Here is a 20,296-nt window from a genome sequence, read left to right as displayed (position 1 = left end):
CTGAATAAAAAAGGTGGTTAAAATTTGTCCATTTTAATATCCGTTCTCTCGATATTAATAGTATCTGTAGTTTCTAGACAAGTATTTCAGTCGACATTTTGTTCCCTTTTCACATTCATTTTTCAAGTCCCACTTACTATGTCAACTAACTAGGTTCTTCTCATTAAGGGGTCACTATAGTACTAAAACACTGAGGCAAACTATACTCTATTCTTTCTATGTATGCATTACCAATAATTACACATCTGGATTCTAAAATAATTTCATTAGTTAGAACTTTACTGAAGTTGGCTTTCCAAATTTATAAAGAAAGCTTTTTTCATTGCTAGAGTATTAAAAGGGGAGGTTCCCCTCCTCTTCTCCATAGATTATCGTCATATTGCTAATTACAACCCTCTGTGACTTTTCTTTCTTTTCTTAACATCTCTAAGAATGTGATAAAAATCTTCCTTATAACGAGATTTCTTCTATGTATGTAGAATACTACAATTTAATTTGAAATTCAGAAGGAGCTTTTTCAATTTTACCAAATCGAAATAGAATTTCTTGAACAATTCGATATGATGCTTCTCCATCACCATAAGGATTTGCTGCTTTAGCCATAATATTATATTGTTCTTCATTATTTAATAAATTATGTGAGGCCTGGTATATAATTTCTTCATCAGTGCCAACTAACTTTAATGTTCCCGCTTCAACTCCCTCAGGTCTTTCCGTAGTATTCCTAAGTACGAGGACAGGAACTCCCAAGGATGGAGCTTCCTCTTGAATCCCTCCAGAATCAGTTAAGATAAGATGTGAATGGGATGCGAAATTATGGAAATCTATGACACTTAATGGTTCAATAAGATGTATTCTTTTATCATTTCCCAGAATTTCATCTGCAATTTCTCGAATAGCAGGGTTAAGATGTACTGGATACACTACTTGTATATCACTATTTTCTGCTAACAATCGCTTTGTTGCCTTAAATATATTCCTCATAGGATCACCAAGGTTTTCACGTCTATGAGCAGTTAACAAAACCAATCTATCAGACCCTATTTTGTCAAAAAAATCATTTTTATAAGAATTTGATACAGTTGTTTTTAATGCATCTATTGCAGTATTACCCGTTACAATTATTGATTCTCGTTTTTTATTTTCAAGTAAAAGATTTTCTTTTGCTTGAACGGTTGGAGCAAAATGTAAATCTGCAATTACTCCTGTTAATTTTCTATTTACCTCTTCTGGAAATGGCGAATAATTATTCCAAGTTCTTAAACCTGCCTCAACATGCCCCACTGAAATTTGGTTATAAAAAGCTGCGAGACTTGCAGAAAATGTTGTTGAAGTATCCCCGTGCACTAAAACTAAATCTGGTTGCACTTCTTTCATTATATTATCTAAGCCTAGTAATGCGTTTATAGTAACACCTGTCAAAGACTGTCTTTCTTTCATAATATTCAAGTCATAATTCGGAACAATATTAAAAACATCTAAAACCTGATCTAACATCTCTCTGTGCTGAGCTGTTACAGTCACGATCGATTCAATAAAATCAGAATGTTTTTCTAATTCTTTTACCAAAGGAGCCATTTTAATTGCTTCTGGTCTAGTTCCAAAAATTGTCATTATCTTTATTTTTCTGCTCATACTTACCACACCTCGAATTTAAAATAGAGAAAAAATCATATAATCAAAATAACAATCAATATTATTGTTTTATTTTATTTCAACTTTTTCATATAAAACGTTTAAACAAATACTAGAAAATAATTTCATTTGAAAAACCAGACCAGTTATGAAGTAAGATAGCTTATTAGATATATTAATCCTTCTAATTACACGCTTAGTTGAGACATAAGCATATAACCAAATATCGATCTATTATCACTTATTTATTCAACAAATAAGTAATAACAGACACCTAAATATTTTCCCTTTAGAAGTTGTTTTTCTTATTACTTTCTAAATATCATTAACAGTTTAACAAAATAAAGTATTACTGAATCTTCTTCACTATAAAGTGTTGTGTTGTATTCTTAAAATTGATTAATGCTATAATAGTAGGTATAAGAAAAACTTTGCTTAATATAAATTTAGAACTTTTATATAAAGTTGTACAAATTACTGCATTTAATATTTGCAAAAGAACAGTTAAAAATAAAAATAGAACTTGTCCATTTACAAGATATAATATAAATGTAAATACACTTACAATATCAAATAAAATCGGAATTATAAACTGTTTAATCTGGTTGTGCTGGAACAAAGGTGAAAATGATTTTCTAAGTAAAGATGCTTTTATACACTGTCCTATACCAAGACTTCTTTTTGAAAAAAGAGCTTTTATTTTATCGTTAATATCAATTTTCTTATCATAATGATTTATCATTTCAATAGGAATTTCTTTTATATAATAATTCCTCTCTATTAATCTCAAATACAGTTCAGGTTCTTCATTAGAAATTAAATTAGGGTTATGCCCTCCTACTTCATCCAATATTTTTCTTTCAATTAATAGTGCTCCACCAAAATGAGCTGCTCTCTTCTCAATAGTAGTATTGTAGACATTGGAAATTTTCATCTGATTATTTTCCTTTGTCAGAATATCATTTCTGATTCCTATAATGCCTACGCAGCTTTCAGGAGAATTTTCTAATTTCAATATCGCTTGTGGTAAAAATTGATCTTCTAGTTCCATATCACCATCAAGGAACAAAATATACTTCCCCTTTGATTTATGTAATCCCACGTATCTACCTAATGATGCACTAAATAAATCAGCCTCAGTTATTTGATAAATATGCAAGAAGGGATTATGACTGTACTGATTGATTGCTTTTTCTATAGTTCGGTCAGTAGAATTAGAATCAACTAATATAACCTCAAATTTAAAATCCGAAATTTCCAAGCAATGAAAAATTGAATTCAAACATTTTAATATTTTTCCCTCTTCATTTTTACAGATTACAACAATACTTATTATTATATCGTTAGTTTGAATCAATTTTCTCACCTAATATATGAAGTATAGTATTGATATGCTTGTTCCATGTAAATTTCTCTAGAATTACTTCTCTCGAATGTTCCCTCATCTTAAGCAGGGCATTTATTTGAATTAAATTTTGTTTCACTACATCTGTTAGTTCTTGTGAATTATTATTAATAATAAACCCATTTAAATTATTATTTATTATTTCATCAGTAGCAGTAATCACATTAGGAGGTGAGCTCTTTAATCCAATACATGGGGTTCCTGAAGATAAAGCCTCTAGAAATACATGTCCAAATCCCTCATAAACACTAGGTAATATGAATAGATTAGCAATTCTGTAAAAATCCTCTACATCTGATCTTTGACCAAAAAATATAATGTGATCTTGTAGTCCTTTATTAATAACCTGCTGCTTTAACTCTAGTTCCATATCCCCACTACCTACAATATAAAGAATAACATTTTCATGTCTTAACTTATCCATAGTATTAATTAATAACTGAAGATTTTTTTCTTTTGATAATCTACATACACTAAGTAAAAGAAATTTATTTTCATCATTAGTTCTTGATATTTTCTTAAGAATTTTGTTTTTTTCATCTGTCGACTTTATAGGTCTGAATCTTTTTATATCTACACCAGGTGGTACAACTATAATTCGATCTCTTGGTACATTATAAAAATCCGAGAGTTCACTCCTCTTTGACTCACTTAAGACCGCAATATTCATACCACTTGTAATTGCTTTCTTTTCTATATAGTGTATTTGAGGACTTATTATTTTAAAATATATTTTTTTTATCCATTTCACTTGTGATTCATGAATCTTTTGTAATTTTGGTGCTATCACTGGCACTAAATATATTGAGTTTTCAGGATATAACTTTCCTAAAATATATGCAAAATAGAAATGCCTAGTTATAAATAATGCATCTTTTTCTATATGTGAATTAAAGAAGCTTTTTATTTTGTTTACTGTATTAAATGGTGAAAATAAATATTGAAAAATAAATTTCTTTTTAAAATTCACTCTATTTACTTTTACACCATTTATAATCTCAGTTGGGTTTAAATCCTTATTAGTTAGTGTTATTATTTCAACATCATATTTAGATTTATATTCAGATTTTAAAATTCCTGAGACATTATGAAGATAACTAACCAGACCACCAAATTCTGGAAGATAGGAGTTTGATAATAAATATACCTTTTTCATAGTACCTTCCCTTCTATTTCACTATTTTTCTGGTTAGAATAAATAGTATACACTATAGCACTGAATATCCAATAAAGTATGGAAATTCGCTCGTTTGTTATAGGACTAGCACTAATAGATTGGACTAATAATCCAATTGAAAAACTAACATAACAAACTGAAAAAGAAATAATAAAATGTTTTTTTGAATTTTTTATAACTACTATCCCATAATAAATCAAAGATATTATTATTAATAATTGAAATAACAGTCCCAAAAAACCATATGTGAATAAAATATCTAAGTAGTAATTATCAACTACAATATGATTGGACAAACCACTTCCCATTAAGTTTCTTTCAGCAAATTCCTTCAATCCACCTTCCCACATATTAATTCTATCAGTAATTGACCCTATTCTACTCATTTTCACACCAGAAGTTGTCGTTATCGATGTAAAGTAGGATAGAATGTTATCGTTAACTAAAGCTATAGCTATTGTAAAAAATATAGTTCCAACGAGAAGTGCAACCTTCTTCTTAAATAAAGCTATAACAATAAATGAAATAATTAGTGCTAAGAAAACTCCTCTTGACCTTGTAATAAAAATCCCATATAAAGACAATAGAGCTATTACTAGCAGGATTATCTGATTATAACGTTTTTGTTGATTAATAAAAAAACTAAAGCTAAAGCAAAATAGTAATAATAATAATGTGCCGAAATAATTTGGATTCCCATCAAAGGTACCTGTAGCTCTTAAAGTTGAGATACTCCCGGATGGACTAGGGTAAAGTATATTTACTAAATCAAATACTCCAAACCATCTTTGATAAGCTAGTATTCCAATAATTAGTGATACTAAAGAAAAAGTAATAAAAGCTTTTATTACTTTTTTTATATCCTCTTCTTTATGGATTCTTTTCCTTACAAAATTAAATAGAAAAAATACAATTAAAAATTTCAAATGCCCAATAATTAAAAGTTCACTAGATCCTGAATAAAAAAGGCTATAACTAGAACTTAATATTAAGATGAAAAATAATAATAATAATAAAACCTCAATTAAACTCATTTGAAATTTCCTAGCATAAAATGAATCAAGAATAATCTTTGTTCCCATTAAAAATATTATCAAGTCCTCAAATCTAATTGTAGCTATAAATGAACCAAGATTTATATAAGGTAACAAAATAGAGCTAAACAATACGAGATAGATTAGAGAGAGTTCTTTTTTAATAATCAAAAAGTATAATATTATTAACCCCATTAATAGAACCGTATAATTTATTATTTGAAATGTAGCTAATATTCCTATTAAAACTGATGCGGTTATAATAATAGAGAAAATGACAAATCTATTATTTAATAAAACCTTTAACATTTATTTAATCCACTTTTCTCTTATTTTTTTTATAGTTCTACTTATGAATGTGGCAATTATTAATGTTTTAGGGTATTTTTGTAAAGGAAATCTTTTATATTCATATTTTTTAATTAACTTAATTGTATCAAGCCATTCTTCTTTTTTTCTTAGCTTTATAGTTGGTAATATTTCTAATATTTTTTTCGAATTTAATTGCCAATCTAATTCTTTTACTGCAAATGCTCTAGAATTCTCCTTGTAAATATCAATTTTATGTTTATTTTCTTCAAAATATTTAATTGTATTTAACAAACTTTCTTGACTAACTTTACATTGAGGCCAATAATATCCATCAGACCTAGCAAAAAACCTTTCTATATCTATAAGTTTTCCATTCATACCATCAATTACGAATTCATTCATTGGAGCATTATTTGATGTAATAACAGGTAATCCAGATGCCAGTGCTTCAGCCACTGTAAGTCCTATTCCATCTAAGTAAGATGGGTATATATATACATCTCCAAGATGATATAGTCCTGGGGCTGGAACAGTTTCGTAAATTATTTCTAAACGCCCTTTGTCAATAAGGTTTTCTATTTCTATTTTTAAATCCGGATAGAAGTTATTAAGGTTAACTTGTGAATGAATAATAATTTTTGAATTGGAATTTTCCAACATGGTAAAAGCTTTAATAATCTCAGATGTTCCTTTTCTTGAAGGGTTATGTCCACATGAGTGAAAATAAACTAATGATGAGTCACTATTTATATGTTTTCTTTGATCCAATTTAGGTTTGTAAAGCTCTATATCTGTTCCCCAAGGTATATAATAGCATTGAGGATGCCATTTAAATGCTTCGTAATGGCGTTTAGTGTTACATAACAGGAAATCATATAAGTTAAAAAGAGGTATTGTTTCTTCTGTGTAATAATCTATATAAGAACCCACTTTCACTCCTATATCTTTACACATTTCCACTGGCCTCCACCAGTTTTGTTCGTTAAAAATTACCACTTCTATACTATTATTCATAATCCAATTTCTAAAATCTTTTAAGTTTATAGCTGTATTAACTGGATTTATTGGCTTTTTCCCCCATGTTACATTATTATGGTCCCAGTTAGTCTGCCCGATTGCGTAACTTTCACCACCTCTTGCATATATAAATACATTATGCCCCTGAGATATAGCCTGTTGGTATTGTTTAGATACGTAAGCTGCACCTCTTTCAAACCAAGTTGTTACAATGCCAACGTTCATTTTCATCCTCCTCATTTATTTGTTTTAGTAATAGGAAGTAATTGATATATCCAATTGTTATATTTAATGACCAAAAACGAATATAATGTAACTCCTAAAACAATTTGAAAAATAAATTTCATATCAATCCTATTAAAGAAAAAGCCTACACCTACTACTCCAAAAAGCATAATTAAATTCATATAAAATGGTTTTCTTAGTGCTGAAAATACTTCCTTGAAATTCAAATTAATAAGTTTGTAAAGCAAAATTAAACTAACAAAAAAAGATACCAACTGAATAACGATCATACTACTAGCAATGCCCACTCCTCCAAATAATTTAGCTGAAGAAATTAGCACTGGTATCATAATAATCATTTTAATTAGGTTAAAATAAAAAGCATAGTTAGCTTTCCCCTTAGCTAATATAACAGTTCCTACAGGGTTTTCTAACGTTCTAATTAAACCGACATAAGCTAAAAGTTGAAAGTATATTAAACTTGCACTCCATTTTTCTCCAAAAAATAATTCAATAAAACTAGAAGCTGTAATAATAATACCAATATAAATAGGGATATTTAGAGTACCCAGTAAATCTAGCATTTTTAGGTAACCTCTCTTTATTTGCTTAGAATTATCTTGTATAGTCGAAAATAATGGAAAGAGTACCTTGGTAACAATAGGGTTAAGTTTAGACACTGGTATCATTACAATATTGTATGCTAGGGTATAATATCCTAAATCTACAGTACCAAGTACCTTACCTATTATAAGAAAATCTAAATTTTTACTAAAATAATTTATAGAGCTTTCACCCATTTGATATAGTCCAAAATTTAAATAACTTTTCAAGTGTACAATTTTAAAAAGAAATTTTGGTTTCCATTTTTCCTTACCAACATAAACCAAAAGTACTGTTTTAACAAAAGTTATTAATAAATAGCCAATAACCACAGACTTTATACCATAACCCCAAACCATAAGTAAAATAGAAGTAGAGGTACCAATAAGGTTAGATGTTACATCTATTTTCGAAAGAATATTAAAAGCTAATTCTTTTTTCAACAATATTTCATATTGTTGTCCAAAAGGAATTATAAGAAAAACTATTGAATACATTGATAATAAACTTTCAATTTCATGATTCATGTAAAACTCAGCAATAACTCCTTTAAAAGCCATTATCAAGAAGAAAAATGCAATGCCAACTATAAAATTAGTCCAATAAAGAGTTGATAAATCTTCTATTTTCATATTTTTTTTTTGTATCACTGCATTAGATAAACCCATATCATATAACATTTGTGCAAAGCCAATAACCACTAATAATATACTTATGATACCTAGACTTTTGGGACCTAGTAACATAGAGATTATAAATATTTGTGCAAAAGATAATCCACTTATAATAAATGTAGATAAAGCTGTCCATGTAGCCCCTTTTATCGCTTTTTGACTTAATACCATTTCTACACCATTCCTATTTTTACAATCTCCATAAAGTTATTTCCTCAGGACAATTTTGTTTTATTAATTTACTTTTAACATCGACAACTATTCCTTTTCCACGGTTTAGCATCCATGAGAATTGTTCCCAGCTTTTTTCTAAATAAAAATTATGTGGTACAGCAAATATAACTGCATCAGCAGGTGTAAGTTTTTCATATGGAATTAATTCAATACCATACTCTTGCATTGCTTCTTTTGTATCTGCTTCTACATCTGTAACTTGCACTTCGACTCCAAATTCCATTAATTCACGTATTACATCTATTACTCTTGAGTTCCTTAAATCAGGCACATTTTCTTTAAACGTTAAACCTAAAACTGTTACTTTTGCTCCTTGTATAAGCATATTTTTATTAATCATTTGCTTAATAAGTGAAGTAGCAATAAATTTCCCCATATTATCATTGATTCTTCGACCAGCTAAAATAACTTCTGGATGATAGCCCATTGCTTCAGCTTTATGAGTCAAATAGTAAGGATCAACACCAATACAGTGTCCCCCAACTAACCCCGGTGAAAAAGAAAGAAAATTCCACTTCGTCCCTGCTGCTTTAAGTACTTCGTCAGTATCAATTTCTAATTTATCAAAAATCACAGCTAATTCATTCATTAAAGCAATGTTCAGATCACGTTGTGTATTTTCTATAACCTTTGCAGCTTCAGCCACTTTAATTGAACTTGCTCTATGTATACCTGCATCGACCACAGAACCATATACTCCAGCGATGATTTCCGTGATTTCTTCATTTTGACCAGCAACTACCTTTGTTATTTTTGTAAATGTATGTTCTTTATCACCAGGGTTAATTCGTTCTGGCGAATAACCAACAAAGAAGTCTTCCCCACACTTCAATCCTGAAAATGCTTCTAGAACTGGTACACATGAATCTTCTGTTACACCTGGATATACTGTAGATTCATAGACTACAATTGTATTTTTTTTCATATTCTTTGCAATTGTTTCTGAAGCTTTTAACATAGGAGTAAGATTAGGCTGTTTATTCTTATTGATTGGTGTGGGAACAGCTACAATTATAAAGTCTGCATTAGCAAGGTGATTAGAATCTCCTGTAAATTCTATATTAGCTGAAAGAAGACTTTCTGTATCTACCTCATTAGTATAATCAAATCCTTCACTTAATGATTTGATTCTATGCTCATTAACATCAAATCCTATTACCTTTTCTTTTTGACCAAATGCTACTGCTACTGGCAAACCTACATAACCTAAACCTACAACGGCAATTTTTCTATCCATTTTTTATGTCTCCATTCTATGTTTTTTAATTTAAGTTTTTTTAAATCTTAGCAATTTCCTAATATCACCATAATGATTAAAGATATACTATAAATTCATAGTTTTTAAAATTGCTTTATTAACTGTATTCACATCAAACTTTTCTTTACACAATTTAAGACTTTCTTTTCCCATTCTATCCGCTTCAACTCTATGCTCTATCATCCAAATCATTTTTTCTGCTAGTTTATTTGAATTTTTTATAGGTACCAAGAAACCGTTTAGACCATTTACCACAGTTTCCCTACAACCAGGAGCATCTGTAGTAATAATTGGTCTTCCTGTGGCCATTGCTTCGAGTACACTTTTAGGAGTTCCTTCGTGATAAGACGGCAATACATAAACCGTGGAATTTTCCAAAAATGGCCTCACATCATCAGTAGGTCCTAAATACTCAATTATGCCCTGATTAATATATTTAGATATCTCTTCTTTTTTAATTGCTGTTGGGTTCGTGTCAAAATACCCAACTATCTGGATTTTTGCTTCAGGATATTTTTCTTTCACTAATTTTGCAGCTTCTAAATATTCTATTATACCTTTATCTTTTATGATTCTACCCACAAATAAGAATACAGGAAATTGAGTAATTGGTTTGTCTTTAAATTTAACTAGATTAACACCTGATCCATTAATCATTACTATCTTTTCATTTTGTATCAGACCGGACTTTTCCATTTCATTACAATCATCTTTGTTTTGAAAAAAGACATTATTGCATAGTTTAAAAGCAAATTTATACTCTGTTTTAAGAATATCTCTAGCAATACTTTTTCGATCATTATTACGAAATACAGAACCAAGCCCACCCATTAGGGCATAAATTCCTTTTACTCCTGCAAATTTAGCTGCTATACAACCATATATAATAGTCTTTGCTTGATAAGCAAAAACTTTATCTGGCTTTTCCTTTTTTATTTGTTTAAGAATTGAAAAAAAACCATTAATATCTTTTATTGGATTCGTCCCAGTACGCTCTATTCCTTGAATAGAAACATATTTTATATTACGTTCTTTAAATTTATGCCCCCATTCTTCCACTGGTTCAGGAGCAGCTGCTATCACTTCATGGCCATTATTAATCATTGCTTTCATCATATCTTCTCTAAAATAGAACAAAGTAGGAGCGTAACTTGATAAAATCATAACTTTCATAAAAGAGGCCAACTTTCATTTTTAGTGTTATTTATTCTCTAAACTTTTAAACTCATTTATTTCAATTTCTATTCCTTTTTCAAAGTCCATAGGCGTAAAGTTAAAGTCTTTTTTAGCTAACTCATGATTATAAGCCCGATTCTCTCCCATCCGTAGGACTTTTTCAACTATATCGATTTTTCCAAGAGATAGAATTTTAATTCCGCTTGCAGCATAAGAACTTAACTTTAATGAAACAGGAATAAATAATGTTTTTTTATTTAATTTATTGCTTATCATAGAAAGTGCTACTTTTATGCTAATTGGCTTATCCCCAGATAAATTGTATTGCTTATTACTTGTTAATTCAGGGTTCATTAAAACATTATAATATGCCTGTCCTAAGTCTCTGGCATTTACAGGCTGAATTAACCCTTTCCCACTATCGATTAATGGATATATTTTCATTTTATTTATCATTTTTATAAACTTACTCATATTATGATCACACATGTCACCATAAATCATTGTAGGTCTCAATATAGTTAAATTCAATCTGTTCTGTTTGGCTAATTCTAATACTTCTGACTCTACCTTGATATATTCAATTGAAGCATCTTTAAATTTAGAATAAATACCTGTGGTATGAACTAAGATTGCTCTTTTTATTTTATTAGCAATACCAGCTTGTATTATACTAGGAGAATGATGAATATTATAGATATGCATCACAGTGTGAATATCTTTCATAATTTCATTTGTAAAATTTTCGTCGTTCAAGTCACCTACCACAATTTCAATATTAAGGCCACTTCTTTTTAATAACTCAACATTACTATTTTTCCTTACAATACACCTTATTGGGTCTTTGTAGTTATTTTTCACTAGTTCTTGAAGAAAATACCTACCTGTATGCCCTGTAATACCTGTAACTAATAGCATAATTCCCCCCTACAATACTTTAACTATTAATTTTTTTCTTTAGTTCAGTTTTTTCTTCACTACTCCCCTCTTTAACTCCCTCACTTCTCAGAACACTAAATACAGTCTTAAAAAAGACCTTTGTATCAAAGGACAGACTCATTTTTTTAACATATTCTCCATCAAATGACGCTTTAACTTCTATAGGTAGCTCGTCCCTGCCGTTTACTTGAGCCCAACCTGTTAGTCCAGGATATATGTCATTAGATCCATACTTATCTCTTTCAGTAATTAAATCATACTGATTCCATAGAGCAGGTCTAGGTCCTATAATGCTCATATCTCCTTTTAGAATATTAATAATCTGAGGTAGTTCATCAAGACTTGTTTTCCTTAAAAACTTTCCGCTTTTAGTTATAAATGCATCTGGGTTCTGTAACAAATGAGTAGGCATATCCTTTGGTGTCTCCGACCTCATTGTTCTGAATTTAAGTATATGAAAATGCTCTTTGTTTTTTCCTACACGCTTTTGCTTGAAGAATATCGGTCCCTTAGAGTCCATTTTTATTATTACTGCTAAAATTAAAAAGATTGGCCAGAGAAAAAACATTGCAGTAAATGAAAGTATAAAGTCTAAAGACCTTTTGATTATTGGATAAACTTTCACGTAAACACCCTTTCTAAAATCTTATAAATCATGTTTGTTAATCTTGTAATACTCTAGATACCAATCTATAAAATTACCAATACCATTTTTGATAGAAGTTTGTGGACGGAAGTTTATGTCCCTAAATAAATCCTCGACATCTGCATATGTTTCAGGAACATCCCCTGCTTGTAAAGGCATGAAATCCTTCTTAGCTTCAATACCTAGTTTATTTTCAATAGCCTCAATAAAATCCATTAATTTCACAGGGTTATTATTACCAATGTTATAAACCTTATATGGCGCATAACTAGTTCCAGGGTCAGGGGTTTTTCCGTTCCATTCAAGGTTTGGCTCAGGTGTTCTTAAAGTTAATCGATAAATACTTTCAACAATATCGTCAACATATGTAAAGTCTCTCATCATATTACCGTTATTAAATACCTTGATTGGTTCGCCAGTAATAATGGCTTTGGTAAATAAGAATAACGCCATATCTGGTCGGCCCCATGGTCCATATACTGTAAAGAATCTTAAACCGGTAGTTGGAATACCATAAAGATGGCTATAGGTATGAGCCATCAATTCATTAGCTTTTTTTGTAGCAGCATATAAACTAATTGGATGGTCTACATTATCATGAACTGAGAATGGTAAACTTGTATTTGCGCCATATACAGAGCTTGATGATGCATAAATCAAATGATCGACTTTATGATGACGGCTACCTTCAAGAATGTTAGTGAACCCTACTATATTAGATTCAATATATGCTTGAGGATTTTCCAAACTATATCGTACCCCAGCCTGCGCAGCTAAGTTTACTACAATTTCAGGTTTGTAATTAGAAAATACCGAATCCACTGCTTCTTTGTCTTCTAATGTAGCCTTTTCAAAAGTAAAGTTTTCATGTTCTTGGAGTAATCCAAGACGAGAGTATTTTAAGTTCACCTCGTAATAATCATTTAAATTATCAATGCCTATTACCTTAAAACCCTCTTTTAATAAGCGATTCGAAAGATGAAAACCGATGAATCCAGCTGCACCTGTTACTAATACCTTTTTCATTCCACGACAGTCTCCTTTATTTTGCAAATATTAATCTATCTTCTTTCTTATTAGCTAGAGACAATACATATTCTCTAATGTATTCTTGTGTATAATCGGGATAATTATTAACCAATTTGCTAATTAATTGATAATCACTTTCAACAGATTTCCCAATAAATATCTTTGGGAAGATCGGTTTGCCATGAACTTCATTTTCATTTAATAATTCCTCAAACATCTTCTCCCCTGGTCTAATTCCAGAAAATTCAATTCCGATTTCATCTATTGTATACCCTGATAACTGGATTAGATTAGTAGCTAGATCCACGATTTTAACGGGTTCCCCCATATCTAGAACAAAGATTTCTCCTCCTCTGGCAAGTGAACCCGCTTGAATAACTAACCTAGAAGCTTCTGGTATTGTCATAAAATATCTTGTCATATCAGGATGAGTAACCGTTATAGGTCCGCCCGCTTGTATTTGTTTTTTGAATAATGGAATAACACTTCCTCTACTCCCTAACACATTTCCGAATCGAACAGCGACAAACTTTGTGGAACTATGCTTATTTAAATTCTGTATAACCATTTCTGCAATCCGTTTAGTAGATCCCATTACATTAGTTGGGTTTACCGCTTTATCTGATGAAATCATTACAAATGTGTGTACACCATATGTATCTGCAGCTTCCGCAACATTCTTTGTACCTATAACATTATTTTTCACTGCTTCTCTTGGGTTGTATTCCATAAGTGGGACATGTTTATGTGCAGCCGCGTGATAGATAACATCTGGTCTTTGGTTGTCCATTACTTCAAAAATTCTATCTCTATCTTGAATATCTGCTATAACAGGGACGATTTCTATTTGTTCTAAATACAATCTTTTCAATTCCATATCAATCAGATAAATACTATTTTCACCATGTCCGAGTAATACTATTTTTTTAGGAGAGAATCTGCATATTTGACGGCAAATTTCCGAACCAATTGAACCACCTGCACCAGTTACAAGAATCGTCTTACCAGTAACGTTTCCCGAGATACTATTCATATCCAATTCAACGGGTTCTCTTCCTAATAAATCTTCTACTTCCACCTCTTTAAACTGGTTTACCGCTATGTTTCCTAACATAATATCTTCGATCATAGGCATGATCTGTGTTTTTGCATTTGTTTTTACACATTCATCAAAGATGACCTTTAATTCTTTTTTACTTAATGAAGGAATTGCAATGACAATATTATCTATATGGTATTTTTCTACCATTTCAGGAATATGTTTAGAGTTGCCAACAACGGGTATACCCAAGATATCTAATTTATCTTTTTTAGGGTCATCATCAATAAAGGCAACAGGTTTGAGTTCCGTATCATGATTATTAAGAAGTTGACGAACAACCATGGTTCCTGCTGATCCAGCACCAATAACCAATGTGTTTTTTACTTCCAATTGATTATTTATAAAACGGTCACGTAGCATTCTCCAAGAAAAACGGGAACCACCAATAAGGATTACATGTATCATCCACGTTAATGCCATAGCTCTTACATAAACATCCTGAAAAGCTAAAACCTGAATGATAACCACAGTGATAACTGATAAGGTAACAGCTTTTACTATTGATATTAACTCTCCGATACTTGCATACTCCCAAGCTTTTTTATATAACTTATAAATTGAAGCAAAAATATGATGGCTAATTAATAGAGCGACTGAGCTGACTAAGAGTGCTGTAAGCTTAAATATTTCTAAATATGGATGTAGCACTAGATAACTTACATAAATGGCCGATAATACAATTAAAGAATCTAATAGTGCTAACAGTGTTAGTCGATTTCGGTAGGCCAACCAAATTTCCCCCTTTTATAATGGATTCAGGATACTCACTTTTTATATATCGGAAAAAGCCATACTCTAATGTTCAGGGTCTTTGCCTTTCAGGTAAAAATTTAATAATATTTTAAATAACTTTCATAGTTTCTTTTCCTTTTTTTGTAGAGCTTCTTTTCTTTTCTTAATAGACTGTGACAGGCTTGTTTCTAATTGGTCTAATAAGATTAAAGGAGCGTCTTGTTGTATATAACGCAGTGCCTTCTTTATAGATTTCGGATAATCATCAAACCTTTTCAAACGAATCATAACTCCTTATTTAATTCCACTTATACTGAATCCAATATTTCAAATAACCCCTAAAAAACTTTACACATTATCGTATATTATTTATAATGATGAAAGCGTTTCCCAATATACTTTAATACTAAAAGATACCAAAGATCTTCTTTTTAAACGGAACTGGTTTTTCAATAAAAGGACTTTGCTTCTTTATAAGTTGTTCCGCATTCTCTTTGAAATAAAATGTCCGTTCGATTCCATATGCTTTTGTGATTATCTCATAAGCATGTTGTAACGAGAACCCTCTAGATATTATATTATGGGCATCTGTGGCAATAAAATGAGACAGGTTATGTTCGATTATTTTTTTTGAAAAGGATTGGATTTTTTTTCCGAAGTTCCCATTAATGCTGCCAGAAGTTAGTTGAGTTAACGCTCCCTCCTGGACCAATTCAAATAATAGTTTATGATTCTCGATCAATTCCTTATTTCTCTCCGGATGTACGATAATTGGTGTAATACCTTTCAGTAGCAGCTCATATATCACTTCTTTTGTGTATGTAGGAACCTTTCCTGATGGTAGCTCTAGCAGTAAATATTTACCGTTATCGTCTAACGTTAGGATTTCTTCCTTTTCAAGTGAAGTAAATATGTCCCGGTGTATTCTTACCTCTTGTCCGAGGTGAATGATAAGAGGAATATTGTTTTGTTGTAAGCTATCATTTAACCTCACTGCACGGTCAATTATGTCTCTTTTAACATTTACATATTTCTCATTTAAGTGATGTGGCGTGGCAAATAAATGTGTGATTCCTGCTTCTACCGCTTTTCTTGCCATATTCAAGCTTTCCTTCATGTCCGCGGATCCATCATCAACCCCTGGGAGAATGTGACAATGTATATCGATCAAATTTCACACACTTCCTTTTTCAAAATCGGGATAATAGACTTAATCACTAAGAAATCAGATAGGAATTAATACCCTGACTATAGTAGCATATAAAACTGCTATTAAACAGGGTGTTATTTTGTCGAAAATTGTTTTATTTCTTTAAGATTGATAGTAATAATAATTGCTGTTATCCGTTTCAACGCCATTCAAAACGACTCCAAGCAAGGATGTGTTAGCTTTCATTAAAAGGTCCTTTGCTTTCACTGCACTTTGTTTGTTTGTCTTGCCGCTCGCCACTACCATGATCACGCCATCACATTTATTGGCTACAATCTGGGAATCCGGCACTACCAGAACGGGCGGTGTATCAAAAATGATATAATCATACATTCCTTTTAGTTCATCAATGGCTGTTTCTATCGCTTTAGAATTTAATAACTCTGAAGGATTAGGTGGTATCGGCCCACTTGTTAAAATGTCTAAATTTAAAACATTTGAATTCAAGATAGTTTTTCTTAAGTCCATTTTCTTTGTCAATACGCTAGTAAGTCCATGTATATTACTAAGGTTAAAAGCATAATGAATCGAAGGTTTCCTTAAGTCTGCATCCACAAGTAATACTTTTTTCTCTTCTTGAGCAAGCACAATCGCTAGGTTGGCAGCTGTAGTCGATTTCCCATCATTAGGCTCGGATGAAGTAACCACAATCGTTTTTATTTCTTTATCTACTGAAGAGAATTGTATGTTTGTCCTAATTAATCGATATTGTTCAGTAATAGGCGATTTAGGATTAGTCTGCGCAATTAAATTCATTTGTTTTTCATCTTTACTTCTCAAAAATCCCACTTCCTTTCTTAATGTCAACTGAATGGTTCTTTATTTATGTTGCGATATTTTTTGAATAGATCCAAGTAATGGCAAGTCAAGGAGTCTCTCTATATCATCCTCGTCCTTAATTGTATTGTCCAAATACTCTAGCAGGAATGCCAAGCCTATTCCAGCCATCAATCCGACCACCACCGCAATAGCTATATTTAATAATGGAGATGGTTTTACAGGAGTAGGATTTTCCTTAATCTCTGCCTTAGCAAGTATGCTAACATTGTCGACTTTCATAATATCTTTAATTTCCTTTTGAAAAATTGAAGAAACTGTATTGGCAATCTCAACTGCTTTTGTAGGATTACTATCATGAACCGTTAAAGAGAAGACTTGCGAATTTTCTTGACTGTTGATCGTAATTTTTTGACTAAGTTGATCTACGCTTTGGTCTAGTTTAAGCTCATCAATGACCTTTTCCAAAATGGCAGGGCTTTTTATGATCACACTGTATGTATTGATCATGTCGATATTGGATTGTATTTGAGTAGAGTCCAATTGGTTCTCCGATTGCTTCTGATTAACTAGAATCTGTGTTGAAGATTCGTAAACGGGGGTTAATAAGAAATAGGAAATTGATCCACTAATCAAAGCGGCAATTAATGTCAGCAGCATGATTAGCTTCCAACGTTTCTTTAATGTTTTAAAAATATCATTAATACTAATAGTTTCTTCCATTTTATCCTCCTGTTATGTTAAAAATGACCTATTGCATTATACCATAATATTACCTATATTTATCTATTTCCAAGAAAATTTACATGAAACTTACAATCTAAGAATACTTTTCAAATGCCAAAGTAATTTTACAAAATAGAAAACGGCAACACAAAGGAAATTATTTCTATTTTTTAAAATATTGCATTAATCACATATATATAACCCATTTTCCAGAATATTTGTGACTTAAATTTCAATAAATTTAATTATACAATAAATCAATCTTCCCAATTTGTTTTATTAGTTTTACAATATTTACTTGTAATAAACCTAACTAAATGCCTACCAATACATGAAAATTCGTTTATATATATAATTGTGTCAAGTATTTTAGTGCGTAGTTATCATTAAAATCGAAAGGAATATGTGTAAACTGAAAGTATAGTTTAAAAATCATTTTATAATTTTCATATTAATGGTTAGGTGTGGTCAATATGATAGGTTACCGAGTTAAGTCGCTTAGGGAAGAAAGGAAAATGTCAATTAGTGAACTCTCCGCAAAATCCGGCGTTGCCAAATCCTATATAAGCTCACTGGAAAGAAACCTTCAAACAAACCCTACTATATTAGTTTTGGAAAAAATTTCTAGAATCCTTTGTATTAAGGTCGATGCTCTTTTGAATGAACAACCAGACAAGAGCATGGATGAAGAGTGGATGGAAATCATGCAGGATGTTATGGGGTCAGGAATATCGAAAGAGGAAATGCGCGAATTCATTCAAGATAGAAAGTGATGTCTTTAAGGATTTCGAAACTATGATAACGCTTTCTTTTAGAAGAATCCAAAAAAAAGGGGAAAAAGTGGTTATAGCCATTTTTCCCCTTTTACTACTTCTTCAACTTAAAATATTCCTGCAAAACTTCGAACCATATGTAATGCCCTTGGTCATTGGGATGGATGTTATCATTTGTCAGGATATCAGCCAATCTCAAATTCTTTTTACTTAGTTTCTTCTCTATTTCTTCTTTGCTATTCAGATAAGTCCATTTATTTTTTTTGATGACCTGCTCGGATGCTTGAATATAATCAGAATAATTCAAACCTAAACTATTCTCCGTTTTACCATTTGCGACTGGGTTTGGTGAAATGATTAGAATCTTTGCATTCGGCAGCTCTTTTTGTAACTTTGACATAATGTTTTTTAAATTTTTTTCCGTCTGTTCCAAACTAATCGATTGATATTGATTGTTAATCAGTGGATTTTCAAAAATAACTAAATCAGGTTTATCATGTATGACCGCATCAATTTTTTTACCTTCTAACAAATCATTTGTTGTGTAACCCTCTTTCCCATGATTGATTACACCTAGCTTTTCCAATTCATCCCTTTCTGAACGTAGACTCTTCTCCAAGCGTCCTGTCCAACTATTTGAAGAATTAGTCGAACCGGTTCCTGAAGTACCATTACTGCCTATAAGGGATACAATAACCTTATCTTGTGTAAGCGCCTTATAATGCAAGTAATCTATTAGTGACTTCTTTTTATTATTTTCTGGTTTTAAACTTTGTAACAAAGCTTCCCTTTCTTCTTTTTCCTTTTCTTTTATTCTTACTTCAGCTTTTTTACCCTCTATTCCCGCTGCCTGAATCATGTTTTTCCAATGAAGATGACCAAATGCAAATACTACCAAACAAATTCCAGCAATAAATAATAACCCATATTTCTTCATCTTTACCTCCAAATTTTTGAACGTTATGGAATGACATGGAAGTCTTAACATTAGAATTCTCTTTATGAATACTATTAACTAACAACAATTATTTAACCTTTATTTCTTTTTATTGGCGTTTATTATTTATTATTTTTATATGTTCTTCTGTTATATTTATTATAACTATTGAAACAACGGCAATAAAGGATAATTTTCCAATTAATTCCGACATCACTCGACTTGATAATTACCAATTCCCTCATAAATATACCTATATTTAGAATCAAAAAAATCCTACACCTCTGCTGGATTAAATATAACAATCAATTAACCAATTTCAAGACTTCTAGAAGTCTACCACCTGAATTATAGTTAAAAGTTCCGTCTTATATTCATGAATGTAAAAGGTTAACAAAAAAACTCTCTTACATAAGCCGATTTTTGTATAAAACCATATAGTTGTTCAGAGTTTAGTTTAACAACCATATGGTTTCTTCCCCGGCTATTAAAGAATCATCCTTCTCCAGTAACATTTTATTCCACAAAAATCTTGTAAATGGAAATTAAAAAAATCCTTAAACTTGTTTTTATTTTGCTGTTATTAAGCATAGACGCTTGAATCATGGCTTTGACTATTTCAATAAGGACGCAGTACAACAATCTTCTGCTCCCGTAAAATTAATTGTCATTTTT

General features: G+C 30.9%; 18 protein-coding genes. 1 reads left to right on the top strand and 17 read right to left on the bottom strand.

Translation table 11 applies throughout. The annotated features are described in order from the left end of the window. Positions 1-483 precede the first annotated feature (483 nt). The 16 genes from wecB to ACZ9AO_RS04465 all read right to left on the bottom strand — a co-directional run bounded on the left by wecB (position 484) and on the right by ACZ9AO_RS04465 (position 17,908). The gene (wecB, locus tag ACZ9AO_RS04540) at positions 484-1,635 is read right to left on the bottom strand and encodes a non-hydrolyzing UDP-N-acetylglucosamine 2-epimerase (protein ID WP_252296117.1); all 1,152 of its coding nucleotides are present in this window, start codon (positions 1,633-1,635) and stop codon (positions 484-486) included. 349 nt (positions 1,636-1,984) lie between these two features. Continuing rightward, positions 1,985-2,992 (bottom strand): glycosyltransferase family 2 protein, encoded by a 1,008-nt coding sequence (locus ACZ9AO_RS04535; RefSeq protein WP_252296118.1) that lies wholly within the window; start codon positions 2,990-2,992, stop codon positions 1,985-1,987. Beyond that, complete coding sequence (locus tag ACZ9AO_RS04530) at positions 2,979-4,196, bottom strand: glycosyltransferase family 4 protein (RefSeq protein WP_252296119.1); 1,218 nt, start codon at positions 4,194-4,196, stop codon at positions 2,979-2,981. Before ACZ9AO_RS04530 ends, ACZ9AO_RS04535 begins: the two co-directional genes overlap by 14 nt. Further along, entirely contained in the window at positions 4,193-5,560 is a 1,368-nt protein-coding gene (locus ACZ9AO_RS04525; protein ID WP_476108559.1) for an O-antigen ligase family protein, read from the bottom strand. The genes ACZ9AO_RS04530 and ACZ9AO_RS04525 overlap by 4 nt, the downstream gene beginning before the upstream one ends. After that, positions 5,561-6,805 (bottom strand): glycosyltransferase family 4 protein, encoded by a 1,245-nt coding sequence (locus ACZ9AO_RS04520; protein WP_252296121.1) that lies wholly within the window; start codon positions 6,803-6,805, stop codon positions 5,561-5,563. It lies immediately after the preceding gene. An 11-nt stretch (positions 6,806-6,816) separates the two neighbouring features. Further along, entirely contained in the window at positions 6,817-8,253 is a 1,437-nt protein-coding gene (locus tag ACZ9AO_RS04515; RefSeq protein WP_252296122.1) for an MOP flippase family protein, read from the bottom strand. A 19-nt stretch (positions 8,254-8,272) separates the two neighbouring features. Next, positions 8,273-9,553 carry a nucleotide sugar dehydrogenase gene (locus ACZ9AO_RS04510; RefSeq protein WP_252296123.1) on the bottom strand — a complete coding sequence of 427 codons (1,281 nt, stop codon included), beginning with the start codon at positions 9,551-9,553 and terminating at the stop codon, positions 8,273-8,275. Between the two features lie 87 nt (positions 9,554-9,640). Then, positions 9,641-10,747 carry a glycosyltransferase family 4 protein gene (locus ACZ9AO_RS04505; RefSeq protein WP_252296124.1) on the bottom strand — a complete coding sequence of 369 codons (1,107 nt, stop codon included), beginning with the start codon at positions 10,745-10,747 and terminating at the stop codon, positions 9,641-9,643. Positions 10,748-10,774: 27 nt separating this feature from the next. Continuing rightward, entirely contained in the window at positions 10,775-11,668 is an 894-nt protein-coding gene (locus ACZ9AO_RS04500; RefSeq protein ID WP_252296125.1) for an SDR family oxidoreductase, read from the bottom strand. A 19-nt stretch (positions 11,669-11,687) separates the two neighbouring features. Further along, positions 11,688-12,314 (bottom strand): sugar transferase, encoded by a 627-nt coding sequence (locus ACZ9AO_RS04495; RefSeq protein ID WP_286675577.1) that lies wholly within the window; start codon positions 12,312-12,314, stop codon positions 11,688-11,690. 21 nt (positions 12,315-12,335) lie between these two features. Then, positions 12,336-13,361 carry an NAD-dependent epimerase gene (locus tag ACZ9AO_RS04490; protein WP_252296126.1) on the bottom strand — a complete coding sequence of 342 codons (1,026 nt, stop codon included), beginning with the start codon at positions 13,359-13,361 and terminating at the stop codon, positions 12,336-12,338. Positions 13,362-13,377: 16 nt separating this feature from the next. Further along, a complete protein-coding gene (locus tag ACZ9AO_RS04485; RefSeq protein WP_476108558.1) occupies positions 13,378-15,195 on the bottom strand; it encodes a polysaccharide biosynthesis protein in 1,818 nt (605 codons plus the stop codon). Between the two features lie 123 nt (positions 15,196-15,318). After that, positions 15,319-15,486: a hypothetical protein gene (locus tag ACZ9AO_RS04480; RefSeq protein WP_476108557.1), complete on the bottom strand. Its 168-nt coding sequence runs from the start codon at positions 15,484-15,486 to the stop codon at positions 15,319-15,321. Between the two features lie 118 nt (positions 15,487-15,604). Then, a complete protein-coding gene (locus ACZ9AO_RS04475) occupies positions 15,605-16,369 on the bottom strand; it encodes a tyrosine-protein phosphatase (RefSeq protein ID WP_252296128.1) in 765 nt (254 codons plus the stop codon). A 141-nt stretch (positions 16,370-16,510) separates the two neighbouring features. After that, a complete protein-coding gene (locus tag ACZ9AO_RS04470; protein WP_476108643.1) occupies positions 16,511-17,164 on the bottom strand; it encodes a CpsD/CapB family tyrosine-protein kinase in 654 nt (217 codons plus the stop codon). A 63-nt stretch (positions 17,165-17,227) separates the two neighbouring features. Then, on the bottom strand, positions 17,228-17,908 hold the full coding sequence (locus tag ACZ9AO_RS04465; protein WP_476108556.1) for a YveK family protein: 681 nt from the start codon (positions 17,906-17,908) through the stop codon (positions 17,228-17,230). Positions 17,909-18,384: 476 nt separating this feature from the next. Here ACZ9AO_RS04465 and ACZ9AO_RS04460 point away from each other — a divergent pair, with 476 nt between their 5' ends. After that, a complete protein-coding gene (locus ACZ9AO_RS04460) occupies positions 18,385-18,684 on the top strand; it encodes a helix-turn-helix domain-containing protein (RefSeq protein ID WP_476108555.1) in 300 nt (99 codons plus the stop codon). A gap of 94 nt (positions 18,685-18,778) precedes the next feature. Here the strand turns inward: ACZ9AO_RS04460 and ACZ9AO_RS04455 are convergent, their stop codons facing one another. Further along, a complete protein-coding gene (locus ACZ9AO_RS04455; RefSeq protein ID WP_252296131.1) occupies positions 18,779-19,621 on the bottom strand; it encodes an SGNH/GDSL hydrolase family protein in 843 nt (280 codons plus the stop codon). Positions 19,622-20,296: the final 675 nt, after the last annotated feature.

Source organism: Peribacillus sp. TE19612 (genome assembly GCF_056279465.1).
Note: the sequence above shows the minus strand (reverse complement) of the source record. Positions and strands in the feature narration are given on the sequence as shown.

Coding starts and splice junctions, on each gene's coding strand:
- wecB (WP_252296117.1), bottom strand. CDS start 1,635: ATGAGCAGAAAAATAAAGATAATGACAATTTTTGGAACTAGACCAGAA.
- ACZ9AO_RS04530 (WP_252296119.1), bottom strand. CDS start 4,196: ATGAAAAAGGTATATTTATTATCAAACTCCTATCTTCCAGAATTTGGT.
- ACZ9AO_RS04525 (WP_476108559.1), bottom strand. CDS start 5,560: ATGTTAAAGGTTTTATTAAATAATAGATTTGTCATTTTCTCTATTATT.
- ACZ9AO_RS04520 (WP_252296121.1), bottom strand. CDS start 6,805: ATGAACGTTGGCATTGTAACAACTTGGTTTGAAAGAGGTGCAGCTTAC.
- ACZ9AO_RS04515 (WP_252296122.1), bottom strand. CDS start 8,253: ATGGTATTAAGTCAAAAAGCGATAAAAGGGGCTACATGGACAGCTTTA.
- ACZ9AO_RS04510 (WP_252296123.1), bottom strand. CDS start 9,553: ATGGATAGAAAAATTGCCGTTGTAGGTTTAGGTTATGTAGGTTTGCCA.
- ACZ9AO_RS04505 (WP_252296124.1), bottom strand. CDS start 10,747: ATGAAAGTTATGATTTTATCAAGTTACGCTCCTACTTTGTTCTATTTT.
- ACZ9AO_RS04500 (WP_252296125.1), bottom strand. CDS start 11,668: ATGCTATTAGTTACAGGTATTACAGGGCATACAGGTAGGTATTTTCTT.
- ACZ9AO_RS04490 (WP_252296126.1), bottom strand. CDS start 13,361: ATGAAAAAGGTATTAGTAACAGGTGCAGCTGGATTCATCGGTTTTCAT.
- ACZ9AO_RS04480 (WP_476108557.1), bottom strand. CDS start 15,486: ATGATTCGTTTGAAAAGGTTTGATGATTATCCGAAATCTATAAAGAAG.
- ACZ9AO_RS04470 (WP_476108643.1), bottom strand. CDS start 17,164: ATGAATTTAATTGCGCAGACTAATCCTAAATCGCCTATTACTGAACAA.
- ACZ9AO_RS04465 (WP_476108556.1), bottom strand. CDS start 17,908: ATGGAAGAAACTATTAGTATTAATGATATTTTTAAAACATTAAAGAAA.
- ACZ9AO_RS04460 (WP_476108555.1), top strand. CDS start 18,385: ATGATAGGTTACCGAGTTAAGTCGCTTAGGGAAGAAAGGAAAATGTCA.
- ACZ9AO_RS04455 (WP_252296131.1), bottom strand. CDS start 19,621: ATGAAGAAATATGGGTTATTATTTATTGCTGGAATTTGTTTGGTAGTA.